Below are 17,131 nucleotides of genomic sequence, written 5' to 3'. Positions count from 1 at the left end.
ATCACTCAAAACTTTCTGCAATCAGGCGGAACATGTTTTCATTCTGGGCGTGGGCTCCGGGTTCGCGGAATTGCCGGTCTGCCGCGTGGACCGCGATCACCACATCATTGATACTATCAATGTAGATGTATTGCCCGTAAATGCCACGGGCCATGAACTGGCCCGGTTCCGATCCCGCCGGGATCCACCATTGGTAGCCATACCCGATAGCCCCCGGCGCCGTCTTTGCGCTGACCACGGTCGACGCATCGATCCAATCGGCGGGCACGATCTGCTGTCCGTTCCAACGCCCGCCATTGGCGATCATCTGACCAAAACGCGCATTGTCGCGCGTTGTGGTGTTCAATCCGCCCAGCACAAAAGCGACACCATAGCCGTCGGTCAGGTAGTAGGGGTCGGCCTCCAGCCCCAATGGTGTGATGATCTTTTCCGTCAGCAGATCGGGAATATCCCGCCCGGTCGCACCCCGGATCACCATCCCGATCACATGCGTGTCGATTGAGACGTATTTCCAGCCATCGCCCGGTGCGGCAAAGCCTTCATCCTGTTGCAGCGCGAATCCGTCCATCGACCCGCCCAGCGCCAGCACGCGCCCCATTTTGTTGATGTCGGAAAAGAAGGCCAGATAATCCTCGTCAAAGGTCACGCCGGACGACATCTGCAGCACGTCCTTGATGCTGGCCTGCGCATAGGCCGTGTCGGCCAGTTCTGGCGCGTATTTCGTGACAGGATCTTCGATACTGTCGAACACCCCTTCGTCCAGCAGGACGCCGAACAGGGCTGACAGATAGCTTTTCGAGATCGACCAGTTGATCCGCAGATCGTCGGCATCGGTGCTTTGGTAGTATTCTTCGAACACCATCGCGCCGTCGTGCAGGATGACCAGTGCCGTCACGTGCCGTTCGGCGATCCAGTCCGTCACCTCCGGCGGTAAAGTGGCTGGCGTGCCAGCAGCCAGCGCGCTGGGCGTACCACCACTGCCGGGCAAGGGCCGGTTAAGGAAAATCGTGTCCATGGATGAGAAGTTGTCAACGATCTTTTCTTCCGAAAACAGTGACAGCACGGCCATCAGCCGCCCGACCTCTTCCCGTTTCCACAGCGCCAGACCGCCGATCACGACCGCCAGGATCACGACGATCCGCAGCACCCATTTCAGAAATGATTTCATTGGCTTCCCCTTGTTGGGGCTAACATGGCGCGAGGCCGTGACAGGCGCAAGCGCCTGCGTTATCCGCCGGTCCAGTCGACCCAGCGCCCGTGGAAATCAGCGCGCCCCAGATCGATCACCAGATCGCCAGGCCAAAGCCGTAGCGTTAGTGCAGCACCCCGCTCCCCACCGTCATTTTCCATGCCGAACCAGGCAAGCGGGCTGTCATCTGTTGCTGCCGCGCCGGCCTTTTCGATCAGGCGTGTGCCTTCGGCCTGTTTTTCATCGGGAAAATACTGCCAGGCCACGGTGCTGTAGATCAGGTGCAATTGCCCAGGTTGATGGGCCAGACGTGGGGCGAGCCAGTCAATCGCGTCGCCCTTGTCGACCCTTGTGGTGGTGGCGGCGATGGCCGCGCGGGTCAGTTGCAGACGCTCTGGCTGGTCAGGCCACAGATAGGCTTGCAGGCGCAGCGCATCCGCCGGATCAGACGGATCAAGCGGGTTCAGGTCGACCCCGGCGCGCTGTGCGACATGGGGGCGCGTTGCTGGCGGCATGGGTCCTGCCCAGTCGGGGACCAGCACCATCGCGGGGCCGCGCGGGCCGAAAACGCTGTTGCCGATCTGCAGCGCGTAGCCGTCCCAATGCAGGTTCAGCCCGCCGCTGGCGCCCAGCTCCGATGTCCGCATCGGCAGGCCGAACCGGTCGGCCAGCCAATGGCCGACAGCGATCAGGGCAACAGACCGCCGCACCTCGTTCGTTTGTGGTGCGCTGTCGATCCAGTCGTCGATGAACGCTGCGTCGGATACCAGCGTATCGCTGACGGCCGCCCAAAGTGCTGCATCATCAACGGCTTGCGGCGGATAGACCTCGCCCAATGTTTTGTGCCCGCGCAGGTGTAGCGCGTGCAGCGCACCCGCCAACCGCAATGGCACCGATTGGCCGCGCGGGCTGATATCGCCGGTCCAGCCGAAGATGCGGTCGGTGATCGGGCTGTCCGGCCATTTCTGTGTCGCGCAAAGCTGCATCAGCTGCCCCATGAAAGGCGAGCCGAGGCTGGCGCAGGCCTTTGACTGGAAAGCGAAGGCGTCGGCGATGGCAGCGGGCGTCAACGGAAACGGTCCACCAGTTTTTGCATGGCAGAGCGCGTGTCGGGTTCGGGTTCTGGCGGCGGCGATGGCTTTGCATCGGGTTTGGTGGTGGATGACCGTGGCGGAGCTGTCCGCAGTGCGATGGCATTGAGAAACTTGTCTCCTTGCCCAGCGACAAGATGGGCGATGCCGTCGCTAATGCCGCGCAATTCATCGTCCAGCCATTCGGCGTCAGCCTTGGGAAAATCGCGCAGCACATAGCCGGGTACCGCGTCCTTGTGGCCAGGATGACCGACGCCAAGGCGGACCCGATCATAGTCCGGTCCGATATGGCCGTGGATCGATCGCAAGCCGTTATGACCGGCATGGCCGCCGCCGGTTTTCAGGCGTACCTTACCGGGGGCAAGGTCAATTTCATCATGAAAAACAATGACATCGTCTGGGGCGAGCTTCAGATACCGCATCGCCTCACCCACCGATTGGCCAGACAGGTTCATGAAGGTTTCAGGCTTGAGCAGGACGACCTTGTCCGATCCAAAACGGCCCTCGGCCATTTGGCCCTGAAATTTCGACCGCCATGCGCTGAACCCGTGATCGGACGCGATCCGGTCCATCGCCATAAAGCCGATATTATGACGGTTATGCGCGTATTTCGCGCCGGGATTACCAAGACCAACAAGCAATTTCATGGGCGTAACCTAACCTATGCCGCGGTGCAGCGCCAGTGTATGCGAAGCGCATGGCGACGCAACGTTCGGTGGGGGGACCGCGCGGACGCAACAGCCCGGAAATGCATTTGCAGGCGAATCACCCTTAATGCTGAGGTTTTTCGCCAAAATGGCCGGTCGGCATCGCGTCGGCAAAACGTCGGACTTGCGTCGGACCCTTTTGGGCGATTTTGCCGGATGAACACAGCGCACGGTGCAAGTGTGAATGCAGCGTTAAGGTTTCGACACCGGCCACATGACGGGATAGTTTCACCACATGACGGCGAATAAGATTATCAATTGGCTGAAACAGACGGGCACGCCGGATCATGTGGCGGATATGGCCCGCTACGGCATCCCCAACGACCGTGCCTTTGGCGTGCCGATGGGGGTGATGAAGAAACAGGCCAAGCAGTTGGGCAAGGACCATGCCGTTGCCCGCGCGCTTTGGGCCGATGGCCGGTATGAAGCCCGGACCATGGCCGTGTTTATCGCCGAGGCTGACAAGATACCGTCTGAAGAAGCGGATCAGTGGGCGGCGGATTTCGACAATTGGGCGATTTGCGATACCGCCTGTTTCAGCCTGCTGGATCAAACGCCCTATCGCTGGGACAAGGTGCATCTGTGGGCACCGGACCGCCGCGAGTTTGTGCGCCGTGCCGGGTTCGCCTTGATCTGGGCGCTGTCGGTGCATGACAAGGCAGCGGCTGATCAGGCGTTTATTGATACCTTCCCGTTGATACGTGAGGCGGCGAGGGACCCGCGCCCATTGGTCAAGAAGGCTGTCGATATGGCCCTGCGGGCGACTGGCAAGCGGAATGCAGCGTTGAACCGGGCGGCCCGAGACTTTGCCCGTGACTTGTCCGACCATGATCACAAGACAGCCGCATGGATTGGTCGTCATGCGTTGAAAGAGCTGGAAAGCGACAAGGTGCTGGCAAAACTGGGCTGAAGCAAATTGCATCCCGCCTCCGCACCGGCTAGCCATAGCGCAAAGGAGCCTTGCCATGACCCCTGTTGATCCCGTTGCCCTGACCGCTGATCTGGTCCGCTGCCCCTCTGTCACGCCAGCCGAAGGCGGTGCACTTGTGCTGCTGGAAAAGCTGCTGACGGCTGGCGGGTTTGAATGCACACGGGTGGATCGCGGCGGGATTGCCAATCTTTATGCCCGCTGGGGGCGCAAGGGGGCCAATCGCACGTTTGGTTTTAACGGCCATACGGATGTGGTGCCGCTGGGCAATGAGAACGATTGGTCGGTGCTGCCCTTCGGGGGCGAAATCAAGAACGGCTACCTTTATGGCCGGGGTGCGACTGACATGAAATCGGGGGTGGCCGCCTTTGCCGCTGCTGCGATTGATTTTGTCCATGAAACGCCCCCCGATGGTGCCGTTGTGCTGGCCATCACCGGGGATGAGGAGGCGGATGCGCTGCATGGCACCACCGCGCTGCTGGACTGGATGGCTGCGGAGGGTGAGGCGATGTCGGTCTGTCTGGTGGGTGAACCCACCTGCCCGGATGTGATGGGCGAGGCAATGAAGATCGGGCGGCGCGGGTCGCTGACCGCGTGGCTGACCGTGCGCGGTGTGCAAGGCCATGCCGCCTATCCGCACCGGGCCAAGAACCCCCTGCCCGCCATGGCGCGTCTGGTGGACCGGTTGTCATCCCATGTGCTGGATGAAGGGACCGAGCATTTCGACCCGTCAACGCTGGCGGTCGTGACGATTGATACCAGCAATGCCGCGACCAACGTGATCCCGGCGGCGACGCGGGCGACGGTGAATGTGCGCTTCAACGATGCCCATTCCAGCCAGTCGATTGTCGATTGGATCGGAGAAGAGGCGGGCCACGTGACCGAGGAATTCGACGTGGATGTGGATATCAATGTGAAAGTGTCTGGTGAAAGCTTTCTGACGCCACCCGGCGATCTGTCCGATCTGGTGGCGGCGGCGGTCGAGGCCGAGACCGGGGTGAAACCTGTCCTGTCCACCTCTGGCGGGACATCGGATGCCCGTTTCGTCAAGGATCATTGCCCGGTGGTGGAGTTCGGGCTGGTGGGCAAGACCATGCATCAGGTGGATGAACGGGTTTCGGTTGAGCAGATCAGCCAGTTGAAGACGATCTACAAGCGGATTTTGACGGAGTATTTCGCCTGATCGCGCGGGACCAAGGCTTTTCGAAAAGCCTTGGCAAAATCCTTTGAAGGATTTTGGGCGTCAGCCGCGGCCGATGACCAGAAGCGGATCGAAACTGCCGAAGATCAGGCGTTTGGGGTCGAATGGAATGTCGTCCGGCAGGTCAAAGCGCGGGTCGCTGCGCATTGTGGCCTCTGCCGCGCCGACGGTCGCTTTGTCGGGCCAGATCTGCCAGCTGAACACGATTTTTTCGTCGGGCTGTGCGGCGACGGCCCGGCGGAAATCGGTCTGCTGGCCATCGGGGACGTTATCCTCCCAGGCTTCGACGACTTCCAGACAGCCAAGTTCTTTCATCAGGCTGGCGCTTTTTTCTGCCCAGCCCTGATAACGCACGCGATTTTCTGCCGGGACAGGGATAATGAAACCTGCAACATACATCGGCGTTCCTCCTTTTGCGACTGTTGGAGTATAGCATGGTGCAGCCTATTGGGATGACGCCCGGCGCGCGCCATGTTAGGCGGTTCTCATGACACGTATTCCCTCCAAGTCCGAAATTCTGCAGTGGATTTCAGAGAACCCCACAAAGGCCGCCAAACGCGATATCGCCAAGGCGTTCGGGATCAAGGGCGCGGCCCGCATTGACCTGAAACGTTTGCTGAAAGAGCTGCAGGACGAAGGCAAGCTGGCCAAGCGCCGGTCATCCTATCGCGATGCCGAGGATCTGCCCCCGGTGGCCGTGCTGGAGGTGCTGGCCCCCGATACAGATGGCGATCTGTTTGCCCGCCCGCTGGAATGGACAGGGCAAGGGCCAGAGCCGCGGGTGCTGATGATGTTGCGGTCCTCTGATCCCGCGCTAGGGGCCGGTGACCGTATTCTGGGTCGTCTGACGGTCGACAAGACCGAAGATCATACCCACACCGCCCGCATGATCCGCCGGATCGGCACCAACCCGCTGCGTATCTTAGGCGTGTTTCGTGCCGGGTCTGAAGGCGGCCGTGTCATGCCCATCGACAAGGGGGCCGACAGGCAATGGGTGGTGGCCGCCGGTGCCACGGGTGGTGCCAAGGATGGTGAGCTGGTCGAAGCGGAACAGGCCGGGCCGAAGGGCCGCTTGGGTCTGCCCAAGGCGCGGATCGTGGCCCGGTTGGGTGACCCGACAGAACCGCGCGCGGTGTCCCTGATTGCGATCCATCAGCACGGTATTCCCGACCATTTCCCTGATGAGGTTGTGGCTGAGGCGGATGCGGCCAAGCCTGCCGGGTTGAAGGGCCGCAAGGATCTGCGCGACATGCCCCTGATCACCATTGATCCGTGGGATGCGCGCGATCATGATGATGCGTGCTTTGTCGAGGCTGACACCGATCCGAAGAACGATGGCGGGTTCATCATCTGGGTCGCCATTGCCGATGTCGCCCATTATGTGACGCCGGGGTCTGAACTGGACCGTGAGGCACGCAAGCGGGGCAATTCGACCTATTTTCCGGATCGCGTGGTGCCGATGCTGCCGGACCGTTTGTCGGGCGATCTGTGTTCGCTGCATGAAGGGGTGGAGCGCGCCTGTCTGGCTGTCGCCATGCGGATCGACAGCAAGGGCCAGAAGATCGGCCATGAATTTCATCGTGGACTGATGAAGTCTGTCGCCTCGCTGAATTATCAAGAAGTGCAGGCGGGGATGGACGGGCGCCCCAATGACAAGGTGGCACCCCTGATGGGTGATATCATCCGTCCGCTTTTTGCCGCCTATGACGCGTTGACCAAGGCCCGCGCCGCCCGCCAGCCGCTTGATCTGGACCTGCCGGAGCGCGAGATTGTGCTGGATGACAAGGGCAAGGTGACCTCGGTTCAATACAAGGAACGGCTGGATGCGCATCGTTTGATCGAGGAATTCATGGTGCTGGCCAATGTGGCCGCGGCCGAGACACTGATTGCCAAGAAATCGCCGCTGCTGTTCCGGGTGCATGAAGAACCGAGCCCCGAAAAGCTGGATGCATTGCGCGAGGTGGCGCAGGCCTCTGGCCTTGTGCTGGCGAAGGGGCAGGTTTTGAAGACCGCGCATCTGAACAAGCTTCTGGCCGGGGCAGAAGGCACGGAGCATGATGAGCTGATCAACATGGCCACGTTGCGGTCGATGACCCAGGCCTATTACAACCCGGAAAACTTTGGCCATTTCGGGCTGGCGCTGCGGGCCTATGCGCATTTCACATCGCCGATCCGACGGTATTCCGATCTGATCGCACATCGTGCGCTGATCGCCGCCCATGGCTGGGGCAAGGACGGGCTGAGCCCATGGGATATCGAACATCTGGCCGACACCGCCAAGCAGATCAGCGATACCGAACGCCGGTCGATGACCGCGGAACGGGACACGACGGACCGCTATCTGGCGGCGTTTCTATCAGACCGGATCGGGGCGGAACTGACCGGCCGGATCAGCGGGATTGCGAAATTCGGTGTCTTCGTGAAGCTGGACGAAACCGGGGCTGACGCGATGATCCCGATCCGCACGCTTGGGGCGGAATATTTTCATTATGACCCCGAAAGCCAGACATTGATGGGGTCTGACAGCGGGATGGTCATCGGGCTGGGACAACGGGTCACGGTCAAACTGACCGAGGCCGCGCCGGTTACCGGCGGATTGATCGTGGAATTGATCAAGCTGGACGAAAAGATCATGCCGCGCGGCCCGTCCAAAGGACGCGGCAAGCCGCCCCGGCGCAAGGTGGGATCAGCGAAAAAGAAAGCCGCCAAGACCGCGCGAAAGGTCAAACGCACGCGCAAATAGGGCTGACCCGGCAGAGATCGCAACAATCATCACTCACAAAAGCCATTGTAATCGTTTCTTAACTTTGCGGCACCAAACCGATCCCAGCATCGCAATAAATGTCCAATTTCGCGCCATGTCTGACACGATCTGGCCGCAATGCAGGGGAAAACTGCCGATGACGACAGGATCGGAGTTGCTGCCATGAACGCCCATATCGGTTTCAAGACCCAAGACCAGGCCACCCAGCGCAAGATGGTGGTCCGCCACATGCTGAACCGGCAGGCTGATCTGTCCTGGATGGATGCGGTGGGCGGCTGCGACGATTGCAGCACTGTGCCCTTTGATGCCACCGCCGCCGGACGCACCCGTCGTCTGGAGTTGGAGGGTGATCGTCTGGTGATGCGTGATACCAGCTATGGCTCCATCCTGGGCTGATCACCGGTTCAGGTGATAGGTCAGCCCGTGATAGATCAAAAGCCGTAGCCTGTCGGGCACGATATCGTCGGCCTGCTGAAAGATGACTGCCCTGTTCCCTTCGATCCGGTCGCTGCCCGGAAAGGTGGCCGCATAGGTGCTGATGATATCCGTTGCGCAATGGGCGTAGAGTGCGCAGCCCCCTTGTTTGGGCATTCCGATCCGCAGGGTGGACCCTGATTGCGTCTCTGACGTCAGGTAGGATGGCTGTCCCCATTTCAGCGTTTCTTCGATCTGGCCGACCTGTGGCGCGTCCCAGGCCACGCTGAAAATCAGGTCGCGCAGTTGCAGTGCTGTTTCCCGCGGCGCGGGCGGGAACGCGTCAAAGGCGGCCGCAACCGCCGGGTCATCGAAGGGACGTATCATGTGACGGCCATCTTTTCGCTAACACGGGTCGCATAATCGGCCAGAACCGGATCATTCACCACCCGTTGGTTCAGTTTGGTCGGAAGTGGTGTGGCCATGGCCGCACCCAGCATCGCTGCGACGGTATAGTCCGGCAGGCTGATCTGGTCGCCCATCAGGTAGGGACGGCCATCGAGTTGGGCGGCGATTGCTGTCAGATCGCCTTCGATCCGGTCCAGCCGTTCATCCGGGCTGAACCGCCCGAGCCCTTGGGCATGCATCCCTTTCAGCGTCGCCTTGCGGATGCTGTTTGTGATCGGGCGACGCAGCAGCGCGGGGATATCGGCGAAATAGTTTTCGCGGATGATCGGCCAGACCTCTTCATTCCCCCAGCGGTCGAGGACGATGTGGAAATACATATGCTCCTCGGCCATGCGGATCAGGGCGTGGCCCGTGACCCGGTCAACGGCTTTGCCCCAGAAATCCGCCCCCTGTTTCTCTAGATAGGTTTGGATGTTGTGGCTGTCGGCGATCAGCCCGTGCGGTGTGCGGATGGCTGGCAGTTTGGCGTAGGGCATCTTGCGCGGGTCGTTGCTGTCTTCGCGCTGCCATGCGACGCCGGCAGCTTGCAAGAGCCACATCGCCTTGACGCAAAAGGGGCTGAAGCTGGGTTGGCCGAAGCCGGACCTGTAGGTGATGAGGGTGATCATTGTACTCTCCTGTGCGTTTGAGAGGTTTATGCCGGAAGGTGCTGACAGTTTCTGGCAGCAATGTTATGATGGCTGCATGTCTCGCACCGCCCGCCTGTTTCAGTTGATGCAATCACTGCGCCGCCATGCCCCACCGGTCACAGCCCGGCAGTTGGCGGATGATACGGGCGTGTCGCTGCGCACGCTGTACCGTGATATCGAGGCATTGCGCGGGTTGGGGGCGATCATCGACGGCACCGCCGGATATGGCTATGCCCTGACCGAAGATGCCGCCCTGCCCCCGATGATGTTCGACGATGAAGAGATCGAGGCGATCGTGCTGGGACTGCGCGAGGTGCAGGCGGTGGCCGACCCTGATCTGGCGCAGGCTGCCCAGAACGCGGTGGCAAAGCTGCAGGCGCGTCTGCCCAGCGCTCAGGCGCATCGGCTGCAATATGCCGTGCTGCATGCCGACCGGATTGTGCGCCCGCCGTTGCCCACCGTTGATGTGCGCGCCTTGCGGCGGGCCACATGGGATGAGCGGACGATCGAGATTGACTATATTGACGCCATGGGTGCGGCGACGAAGCGCCGGGTCGATCCGCTGAGCATCGTGTTTCTGAAAGAGACCCACAATCTGATCGCCTGGTGTCATTTGCGGCAGGCCTATCGCAATTTCAGGCTGGACCGGATGCAGAACCTGACCGTGACCGACGCCAGTTTCCGCCCTCGCCGGGTGCCGATGCTGCGCGAGGCGATTGAGGTTTTGTCAAACTGCTGGCCGGAACCCAGCGTGATGGTTCCGAAAAAACATGTGATGGCGGAGAGTTGATTTCGCTTGGTCCGCCTTTGCGCTAAGTAGGTGCAAAAATAACAGGTGGAGGTTCGGATATGGATCGCAGGCAGTTCATCGCAACAGGTATTTCAGCGGCAGCACTGGGCAGCACTGCGCAGGCGCAGGCGAGCGGTTTTGGCAACTGGATCGCCGGGTTCCGGTCCCGCGCGCGGGCGGCGGGTATTTCGGACCGCACGTTCGATGCGGCCTTTGCCGGGGTGCAGTATCTGCCGGACAGTATCCGCCGCGACCGCAATCAGGCCGAATTCGTCAAACCGCTGGGCGAGTATATGGCCACGGCCGCATCCGATGCGCGGGTGACGAACGGGCGGGCGATGGTGCGCCAATATGCCAATGTGCTGGCCCGGATCGAGGCGACCTATCAGGTTGAACCCCATGTCGTTGTCGCCGTCTGGGGGATGGAGACGAATTACGGCCAGCGGCGCGGTGATGTGCCCCTGATCTCGACCTTGGCGACGCTGGCTTATGACGGGCGGCGGGGCCGGTTTTTTGAGGAGCAACTGATTGCGGCGCTGCGCATCCTGCAGCGTGGTGATGTGGCCCCGCGTAACATGACCGGATCATGGGCGGGGGCGATGGGCCATACCCAGTTCATCCCCACATCCTATCAGGCTTATGCCGTGGATTTCACCGGTGATGGTCGCCGCGATATCTGGGCGGACGATCCCAGTGACGCGCTGGCCTCCACCGCTGCCTATTTCCGCCGGTTCAACTGGCGCCGTGGCCAGCCCTGGGGGGTCGAAGTGCTGTTGCCGCGAGGCTTTGACTTTGGCCAGACATCGCGCCGATCACCTGCTGCGTGGGCGCAGCTTGGCGTTCGCGGTGTCGATGGCAATGCGGTGCCCAATTATGGTGAGGCGTCGCTGATCATGCCCACGGGTGCGGGTGGTCCTGCCTTTCTGATCTTCGCAAATTACACCACGATTTCGCGCTATAACAACGCGCAGGCCTATATCATTGGCGTCGGGCATTTGGGCGACCGTATTCGCGGCATGGGGCCGCTACGTACCCAATGGCCAGCGGGTGAGCGCGGTTTGACCCGCGCGGAGCGGCGCGAATTGCAGCAACGGTTAACCAATGCGGGCTTTTCCACCGGGGGTGTTGACGGGCGGATCGGGCCAAATTCCATGGCCGCGATCCGGGCCTATCAGCGTAGTCAGGGCCTGCCTGCGGATGGATATGCTTCGCTGCGCCTATTGCAGCGGTTGCGGTGAACAGGCCCCGCCCTGCATGCAGGATGTGAGCATATCGAGCGTCGCCTGATCAGGTTCTTCAAAGATCATGCCACCGCAGGGCCCGGCCTGCATGGTCACGGGCGGATCGTCGGCGCGCACAAAGTAGATGGCATCGACCCCGCTACGGGCAGAGCCACACCATGGCCCCGCGCAACCAACCTGAAGGGTCACGGGGCTGACATAGTCGGAGGTAAAGCCCTGCATCGTCAGCCCCTTGCCCGTGAACTGGGCCGGGATCGGGTCAGGGTCGCGGATGTTGTCGTTGGACACGCCGGCGGGCAGCGCGCTTTCGTCGAATGTCATCTGCCCATAAAGGACAAAATAGCCTTCGGGGGCTGCTGCGACACGCTGGAACGTCTCGATCGGATCGGGGCGCAGACAGCTGAGGGCGGTGGCTTGGGTGGCAAGCGCGGTTAGGCCGAGGGCCAGAAAGACGGATTTCATCGATATTGCTCCTGTCTGGTGCATTGAGTGGCATCTTATAGGGATAAGACGTTTCTGCAGCACCGAACCTTTGAATAGACCGTCATTTTTGTCGAATATTTCAACGGTTGGCAGGTTTGGCCCCGCGCGCAGGATGTGATGATGTCAAATGTGACGGCGACGGATTATGAAATGCGCCGCCATCACATCGGTAAGTTTGGATCAGTGCGTAGGGCCGCAGGTTAGGGCCAGAGACACCTGTCAGAGCTTATCGTCGAACTCTGCCAGTACCTGTTCATAAACTGCCCGCTTGAAGGGGACGATTGCGTCGGGCAGTTCGGTCTTGGGCAGCCATTTCCACGCCGAGAACTCCGGATGTTTGGTCTGCAGGTTGATCTGATCATCTGCCCCATGGAAGCGCATCAGGAACCATTTCTGTTCCTGCCCCCGATACCGCCCCTTCCAGATGTTCGGCACCAGCTCATGCGGGACATCATACCGGATCAGTCCTGCGGTTTCGCTTTCAATGGTAACAAGGTTGGGTGTGATGCCCGTTTCTTCTTCCAATTCGCGCAGTGCTGCATCAAGCGTCTTTTCCCCTTTGTCGACGCCGCCTTGTGGCATCTGCCAAGCCGCCTGTTCGCGGTCGATCCGCTGCCCGACAAAGACATGCCCGCGGGTATTGGCGAGCATGACGCCCACGCAGGGGCGATAGGGAAGCTGTTCGATTTCTTCGGGTGTCATAAATGGACCTTGGTGTTTCATCTTTGAATGCCTCTGCGTTGACTGAGGCAAGAATATCCGCGCGCGAATGGTTATCGGATAACAAGCCGCGTTTCGTATCTGATGCGGGCGGCGATCCACAAAAGATCGGTGCGCGATACGGCCACGCAGCCTGCGGTTGGCCGCCCCGGACCGCGCCATTGATGCATAAAAATCGCAGAGCCGCGCCCCTTAACCGCGTAAGGCCAGTTCCAGTCCGTCAGAATGATCACGTCATACATCGGATCGGCGCGCCGCAGCGTTTCCGCCCTGTATTTGTGGGGTTTTTTCACCATCAGGTTGTAGTCTGGGTCGCGGATATCGTCGGACCAAAGGTCGCCGGGGCGGATCGGCAAGGCCCAGTCGCTGGGTTTTTTCAGCCGGTCGGGCCGGTAGAGCATCCCCACGATCCGGTGGGTGCCTTGGGGGGTTGCACCATCCCCTTCGGCCTTGCGGTTCGTGACCCCGCCCCACCCGATGGTCCGGGCAAAGGTCCGGTTCAGGAACCGCAGGTGCGTTGGGGTGACGACAAGATCGGTGGATTTCATGGGGTCAAATAAACCATAGTTTATAACGTATACGCGAATCGTTTGTGGGTTTCCAAAGGGTTATCGCGGATGCCCCTTTGGTGACAGCAGCATTGTGAACATGTATTTGTTCATGTTACGTTCCAGTAAATGAATGGAGGCGCGCATGGCGATTGGCAAGAAACTGAATGGTACACTGACAGACTTTATCAAGCGCCAGCATCTGTTCTTTGTGGCCACGGCCGCAGCCGGTGGCCAGGTGAATGTGTCACCCAAGGGTATGGATTCGCTGCGTGTGATGGGAGACACCCGCATCGTCTGGCTGAACCTGACCGGCAGTGGCAATGAAACCGCCGCCCATCTGCGCGATACCAACCGGATGACCCTGATGTTTTGTGCATTTGAAGGCGATGCGCTGATCCTGCGTGTTTATGGGACAGCCACGGTGTTGCATCCGCATGATACCGGCTGGGATGAGGCTGTCGCACAGTTTCCGCCCATGGCGGGCAGCCGCCAGATTTTTGATATGACCATTGATATGGTCCAGACATCCTGCGGGACCGGCGTGCCGCTGATGGCTTTTGAAAAACAGCGCGGGCCAGAGGAATTGCTGCCCTATTACGCCGATATGGGCGAGGATGGCGTGCGCGATTACTGGCGGCGCAAGAATGTCGAGAGCATTGATGGTGCCGAAACCGGGATTTTTGGCGATAGCTGATGGGCTTTTGTCGCCCGCTGTGACCCTCTATGTCATTGAAGAGGGGGCATCAGATGCGCGCAGTGACATATCATGAATATGGGGGTCCGGACCGGTTGAGCCTTGTGGACTTGCCGGTGCCGGAGCCGAAAAAGGCCGAGGTTCGGGTGAAGGTGCTGGCCTGTGGCATCAACCTGTCGGACTGGGAAAACCTGACCGGTTCACCGCTTTATGCCCGATTGGGAGGCTTGTTTCGCCCCGGTCGTCCGGTTCTGGGGTCTGACATTGTGGGCGAGATTGTTGCGCTGGGCGATGGGGTTACCGATTGGGCCGTCGGCGACAGGGTATGGGCCGAGGTGGTAATGCGCGGGGGTGGGTTTGCACAGGAATGTACGCTGCCCGTAAACCGTCTGGCCCGTGTGCCGGAAGATTTGGACAATGTGACCGCCGCCGCCCTGCCCCAGCCGGGCAGTATCGCTTTAGCTGGAACAAAAGGCGTGAAAGCGGGGCAGAAGGTGCTGATCAACGGGGCCGGTGGCGCATCCGGCCCACTGGCTATTCAACTGGCCAAGGAAGCTGGCGCCCATGTCACGGGTGTTGATCATGCGGGCAAGGCCGCGTTCATGCAGGCGCGCGGCGCGGACAGGGTGATTGACTATCGCAGCACCGATTTTGCGGATGAAGATGTGCACTATGACCTGATCCTTGATCTGGTAGGGACCCGCCCGATGCGTCGGATTGCCCCGATACTGGCCCACGGTGGCCGTTACCGGCTGATCGGCGGGACGATGCGGGCGCTGTTTTCGGCATTGTTCGTGGGCTTTGCGCGCGGAGTGGTGAGCGGCAAAAAGATCGGTGTGGGCGCTGCCGAAGGCGACCCCGCAACATTGGATCGCATCGGTGCGCTGGCCATGGAAGGCAAGCTGACACCGGAGATTGCGGGAACGTTGGGATTGGACGGTGTGCCAGAGGCGCTGGCGCAGGTTGGCGCGGGTGCGGCAGCAGGCAAGCTGGTGGTTTTGCCGAATGGCTAAAGCAAATGCCCCGATTTGGTGGCCTTCGTCGCAAGATAGTGCGCGTTATGGCGGTTTTCCCCGACCTTGAGCGGCACCCGTTCGGTCACGGTAATCCCGCAATGTTCCATCCGCGTGACCTTGCGCGGATTGTTGGTCAGCAGGCGGACGGATGAAAACCCCATGCGTTTGAGGATCTCGGCCCCGATCCGGAAATCGCGTTCATCATCCTCGAACCCCAGCCGGTGATTGGCCTCGACCGTGTCAAACCCTTGGTCCTGCAAGGAATAGGCGCGCATTTTGTTGGCGAGGCCAATCCCCCGGCCCTCTTGATTGAGATATAGCAGAACGCCTGCCCCTTCCGCGCCCATCTGGGCCAGTGCGGCGTGCAGTTGCGGGCCACAGTCGCATTTCAGTGACCCCAGCAAGTCGCCGGTGAAACAGGCCGAATGCAGGCGGGACAGGACAGGTTTGGACCGATCCGGTTGGCCAATTTCGACGGCGTAATGTTCCTCTGCCCCGTCATCGGGGCGGAAAATGTGCAAGCGCCCGGCTTCTGAAACCGATAGCGGGACGCGGGCGCTGATGATCGGATGCAACGGGCTGAGGGCGGTATCGACCACCGCGTCGGCGGGGATCAGTGTCAGATTGTGAGTAGCCGCGAAGGTTTTGACGTTGTCCATCGGCAGAACCAGCGCGGCAGGCAGCAACCGGGCCGCCTTGCACAAGGCGATGGCCGCCCGGTGCAGATGGGCGGACCCGTCGCGCGCACTGCGCAGGGGCCCTTTCATCGGGACGCGCAGATCATCGGCAGGATCGGCAATGGACTGCACCCATGAGAGCGAGGCATCGCCGGGCAGGACGATCCGGGCGATATCGCCGTCATAGGCGCGGGCCTTGAGCGTTTCGGCCCGCCAGCTTGTCACCGCCAATACCGGATCACCGCCTAGGGCGCGCAGATCAGCCAGCCGGGCGGCATTCAGCGTCTCGACCGCCAGGATCAGCGCGCCGCCTTGCAGCACAACAGGCACGCCCATGCGCAGATCAGCCCGGGCGCGGGCCAGCCGTTCTGTAATATCGGGGGACAATCCCATCGCTTACCGCCTGTGTTTGTTTCATCAGATAGACCGTTTTACGGCAGAAGTGAAACATTTGCCCATGAACGGACACGACCCTGTGAGTGTTTGGAATAGCGGCTTGCCTGAAACGTAATCCAAACACATTTCTAGTAACGAACCGAAGGAGGCCATCATGGCACAAGCCAAGAGAATTTTGCTCGTCGATGACGATGACGATCTGCGCGAGGCGCTGGGTGAACAGCTGCTGATGACGGATGAATTTGATGTGTTTGAAGCCGATGATGGCGCGAGCGCATTGGTCAAATCTAAAGAGGGTCTTTATGATTTGATGATCCTTGATGTGGGCTTGCCCGATACCGATGGGCGCGAGCTGTGCCGCGTGATGCGCAAGCAGGGCATCAAATGCCCGATTGTCATGCTGACCGCACAGGACAGCGATGCCGACACCATCCTGGGTCTGGATGCCGGTGCGAACGATTATGTCAGCAAACCATTCAAGTTTCCGGTGCTGCTGGCACGGATTCGCAGCCAGTTGCGCACGCATGAGCAGTCAGAGGATGCTGTGTTCCAATTGGGGCCATATACATTCAAGCCTGCCCAGAAAATGCTGGTCACCGAGGACGACAAGAAAGTCCGCCTGACCGAGAAAGAGACCAATATCCTCAAGTTTCTTTACCGTTCGAGCGAAGGTGTTGTGGCCCGCGACGTCCTGCTCCACGAAGTGTGGGGGTATAATGCGGGCGTGACGACGCACACATTGGAGACACATATTTACCGTCTTCGCCAAAAAATAGAACCAGATCCGTCCAATGCGCGCCTTCTTGTGACCGAATCTGGTGGCTATAGATTAGTGGCGTAGTGAGAGTATTGGCGGTTGGGGTCACCTCCCTATCCTGACCGTCAATCGCAAGAATCCCGCCGGAGATCGGGTTATATCTCCACCTCCCTGTTGGACTTGCCCGGGCCTTGTGCCCGGGTTTTTTTTTTGGCCAATCGCGCTTTCGGGTGAATGAATCTATCATTGAAGGTTTATGATTTGTGAGACGGCTGTGCGGGATGGGGTGGATGGCCCCTGCTTCAACGGGCGTCGCAATGCGCCATAGTGCAGTTGTCGTTAACCGCTTATGAGAGGAGCCACCCAATGCAAGTTACCACAATCGGCCTTGATTTGGCCAAGAACACCTTTCAGG

Annotated in this window: 19 protein-coding genes; 9 read left to right on the top strand and 10 right to left on the bottom strand. The window is 60.3% G+C overall.

Going from position 1 to position 17,131, the window contains the following annotated elements:
• Position 1: 1 nt before the first annotated feature.
• From ACFWW2_RS08095 to pth, 3 genes are read right to left on the bottom strand one after another with little or no spacing between them, the layout of a single operon-like run.
• Positions 2-1,168 carry a serine hydrolase domain-containing protein gene (locus ACFWW2_RS08095; RefSeq protein ID WP_393927465.1) on the bottom strand — a complete coding sequence of 389 codons (1,167 nt, stop codon included), beginning with the start codon at positions 1,166-1,168 and terminating at the stop codon, positions 2-4.
• Positions 1,169-1,227: 59 nt separating this feature from the next.
• Positions 1,228-2,259 (bottom strand): DUF2332 domain-containing protein, encoded by a 1,032-nt coding sequence (locus ACFWW2_RS08090; RefSeq protein WP_393927464.1) that lies wholly within the window; start codon positions 2,257-2,259, stop codon positions 1,228-1,230.
• On the bottom strand, positions 2,256-2,927 hold the full coding sequence (gene pth, locus ACFWW2_RS08085) for an aminoacyl-tRNA hydrolase (RefSeq protein WP_393927463.1): 672 nt from the start codon (positions 2,925-2,927) through the stop codon (positions 2,256-2,258). The genes ACFWW2_RS08090 and pth overlap by 4 nt, the downstream gene beginning before the upstream one ends.
• A 295-nt stretch (positions 2,928-3,222) precedes the next feature.
• On the opposite strand from pth, the gene ACFWW2_RS08080 reads away from it, so the two are divergent.
• Both ACFWW2_RS08080 and dapE read left to right on the top strand, forming a co-directional pair.
• The gene (locus ACFWW2_RS08080; RefSeq protein WP_393927462.1) at positions 3,223-3,897 is read left to right on the top strand and encodes a DNA alkylation repair protein; all 675 of its coding nucleotides are present in this window, start codon (positions 3,223-3,225) and stop codon (positions 3,895-3,897) included.
• Positions 3,898-3,952: 55 nt separating this feature from the next.
• Positions 3,953-5,098, top strand: coding sequence for a succinyl-diaminopimelate desuccinylase (gene dapE / locus ACFWW2_RS08075; protein WP_393927461.1), 1,146 nt, complete (start codon positions 3,953-3,955; stop codon positions 5,096-5,098).
• A gap of 60 nt (positions 5,099-5,158) precedes the next feature.
• Here the strand turns inward: dapE and ACFWW2_RS08070 are convergent, their stop codons facing one another.
• Positions 5,159-5,515 carry a DUF1428 domain-containing protein gene (locus ACFWW2_RS08070; RefSeq protein WP_393927460.1) on the bottom strand — a complete coding sequence of 119 codons (357 nt, stop codon included), beginning with the start codon at positions 5,513-5,515 and terminating at the stop codon, positions 5,159-5,161.
• 88 nt (positions 5,516-5,603) lie between these two features.
• Here ACFWW2_RS08070 and rnr point away from each other — a divergent pair, with 88 nt between their 5' ends.
• Positions 5,604-7,859, top strand: a complete 2,256-nt coding sequence (gene rnr / locus ACFWW2_RS08065; RefSeq protein ID WP_393927459.1) for a ribonuclease R — start codon at positions 5,604-5,606, stop codon at positions 7,857-7,859.
• 138 nt (positions 7,860-7,997) lie between these two features.
• The gene (locus tag ACFWW2_RS08060; protein ID WP_393927457.1) at positions 7,998-8,276 is read left to right on the top strand and encodes a hypothetical protein; all 279 of its coding nucleotides are present in this window, start codon (positions 7,998-8,000) and stop codon (positions 8,274-8,276) included.
• On the opposite strand, the gene ACFWW2_RS08055 is transcribed toward ACFWW2_RS08060, so the two are convergent.
• Complete coding sequence (locus ACFWW2_RS08055; RefSeq protein ID WP_393927455.1) at positions 8,277-8,681, bottom strand: DUF1801 domain-containing protein; 405 nt, start codon at positions 8,679-8,681, stop codon at positions 8,277-8,279. It abuts the gene before it with no gap.
• Positions 8,678-9,370 (bottom strand): glutathione S-transferase family protein, encoded by a 693-nt coding sequence (locus ACFWW2_RS08050; protein ID WP_393927453.1) that lies wholly within the window; start codon positions 9,368-9,370, stop codon positions 8,678-8,680. The genes ACFWW2_RS08055 and ACFWW2_RS08050 overlap by 4 nt, the downstream gene beginning before the upstream one ends.
• 76 nt (positions 9,371-9,446) lie before the next feature.
• Between ACFWW2_RS08050 and ACFWW2_RS08045 the strand changes: the two genes are divergently transcribed.
• A complete protein-coding gene (locus tag ACFWW2_RS08045) occupies positions 9,447-10,181 on the top strand; it encodes a helix-turn-helix transcriptional regulator (protein WP_393927452.1) in 735 nt (244 codons plus the stop codon).
• A 59-nt stretch (positions 10,182-10,240) separates the two neighbouring features.
• Entirely contained in the window at positions 10,241-11,419 is a 1,179-nt protein-coding gene (locus ACFWW2_RS08040) for a lytic murein transglycosylase (protein ID WP_393927451.1), read from the top strand.
• Here the strand turns inward: ACFWW2_RS08040 and ACFWW2_RS08035 are convergent.
• From ACFWW2_RS08035 to ACFWW2_RS08025, 3 genes are all read right to left on the bottom strand, one after another.
• Entirely contained in the window at positions 11,399-11,884 is a 486-nt protein-coding gene (locus ACFWW2_RS08035; protein WP_393927450.1) for a hypothetical protein, read from the bottom strand. The two genes, ACFWW2_RS08040 and ACFWW2_RS08035, sit on opposite strands and share 21 nt — an antisense overlap.
• Positions 11,885-12,124: 240 nt before the next feature.
• On the bottom strand, positions 12,125-12,607 hold the full coding sequence (locus ACFWW2_RS08030; protein ID WP_393927448.1) for an RNA pyrophosphohydrolase: 483 nt from the start codon (positions 12,605-12,607) through the stop codon (positions 12,125-12,127).
• A 71-nt stretch (positions 12,608-12,678) separates the two neighbouring features.
• Positions 12,679-13,173, bottom strand: a complete 495-nt coding sequence (locus tag ACFWW2_RS08025) for a L,D-transpeptidase (RefSeq protein ID WP_393927447.1) — start codon at positions 13,171-13,173, stop codon at positions 12,679-12,681.
• Between the two features lie 145 nt (positions 13,174-13,318).
• On the opposite strand from ACFWW2_RS08025, the gene ACFWW2_RS08020 reads away from it, so the two are divergent.
• Positions 13,319-13,870 carry a pyridoxamine 5'-phosphate oxidase family protein gene (locus ACFWW2_RS08020; RefSeq protein WP_393927446.1) on the top strand — a complete coding sequence of 184 codons (552 nt, stop codon included), beginning with the start codon at positions 13,319-13,321 and terminating at the stop codon, positions 13,868-13,870.
• A 53-nt stretch (positions 13,871-13,923) separates the two neighbouring features.
• Positions 13,924-14,883 carry an NAD(P)-dependent alcohol dehydrogenase gene (locus tag ACFWW2_RS08015; RefSeq protein ID WP_393927444.1) on the top strand — a complete coding sequence of 320 codons (960 nt, stop codon included), beginning with the start codon at positions 13,924-13,926 and terminating at the stop codon, positions 14,881-14,883.
• On the opposite strand, the gene ribA is transcribed toward ACFWW2_RS08015, so the two are convergent.
• On the bottom strand, positions 14,880-15,956 hold the full coding sequence (gene ribA, locus ACFWW2_RS08010; RefSeq protein WP_393927443.1) for a GTP cyclohydrolase II: 1,077 nt from the start codon (positions 15,954-15,956) through the stop codon (positions 14,880-14,882). The genes ACFWW2_RS08015 and ribA overlap by 4 nt on opposite strands.
• Before the next feature lie 157 nt (positions 15,957-16,113).
• Here ribA and ACFWW2_RS08005 point away from each other — a divergent pair, with 157 nt between their 5' ends.
• Positions 16,114-16,800 carry a response regulator transcription factor gene (locus tag ACFWW2_RS08005; RefSeq protein ID WP_393927441.1) on the top strand — a complete coding sequence of 229 codons (687 nt, stop codon included), beginning with the start codon at positions 16,114-16,116 and terminating at the stop codon, positions 16,798-16,800.
• Positions 16,801-17,131 lie beyond the last annotated feature (331 nt).

The sequence above is a fragment of the Yoonia sp. R2-816 genome (genome assembly GCF_046762905.1).
GTDB lineage: Bacteria > Pseudomonadota > Alphaproteobacteria > Rhodobacterales > Rhodobacteraceae > Yoonia.
This window is presented reverse-complemented; position numbering and strand designations above follow the sequence as displayed.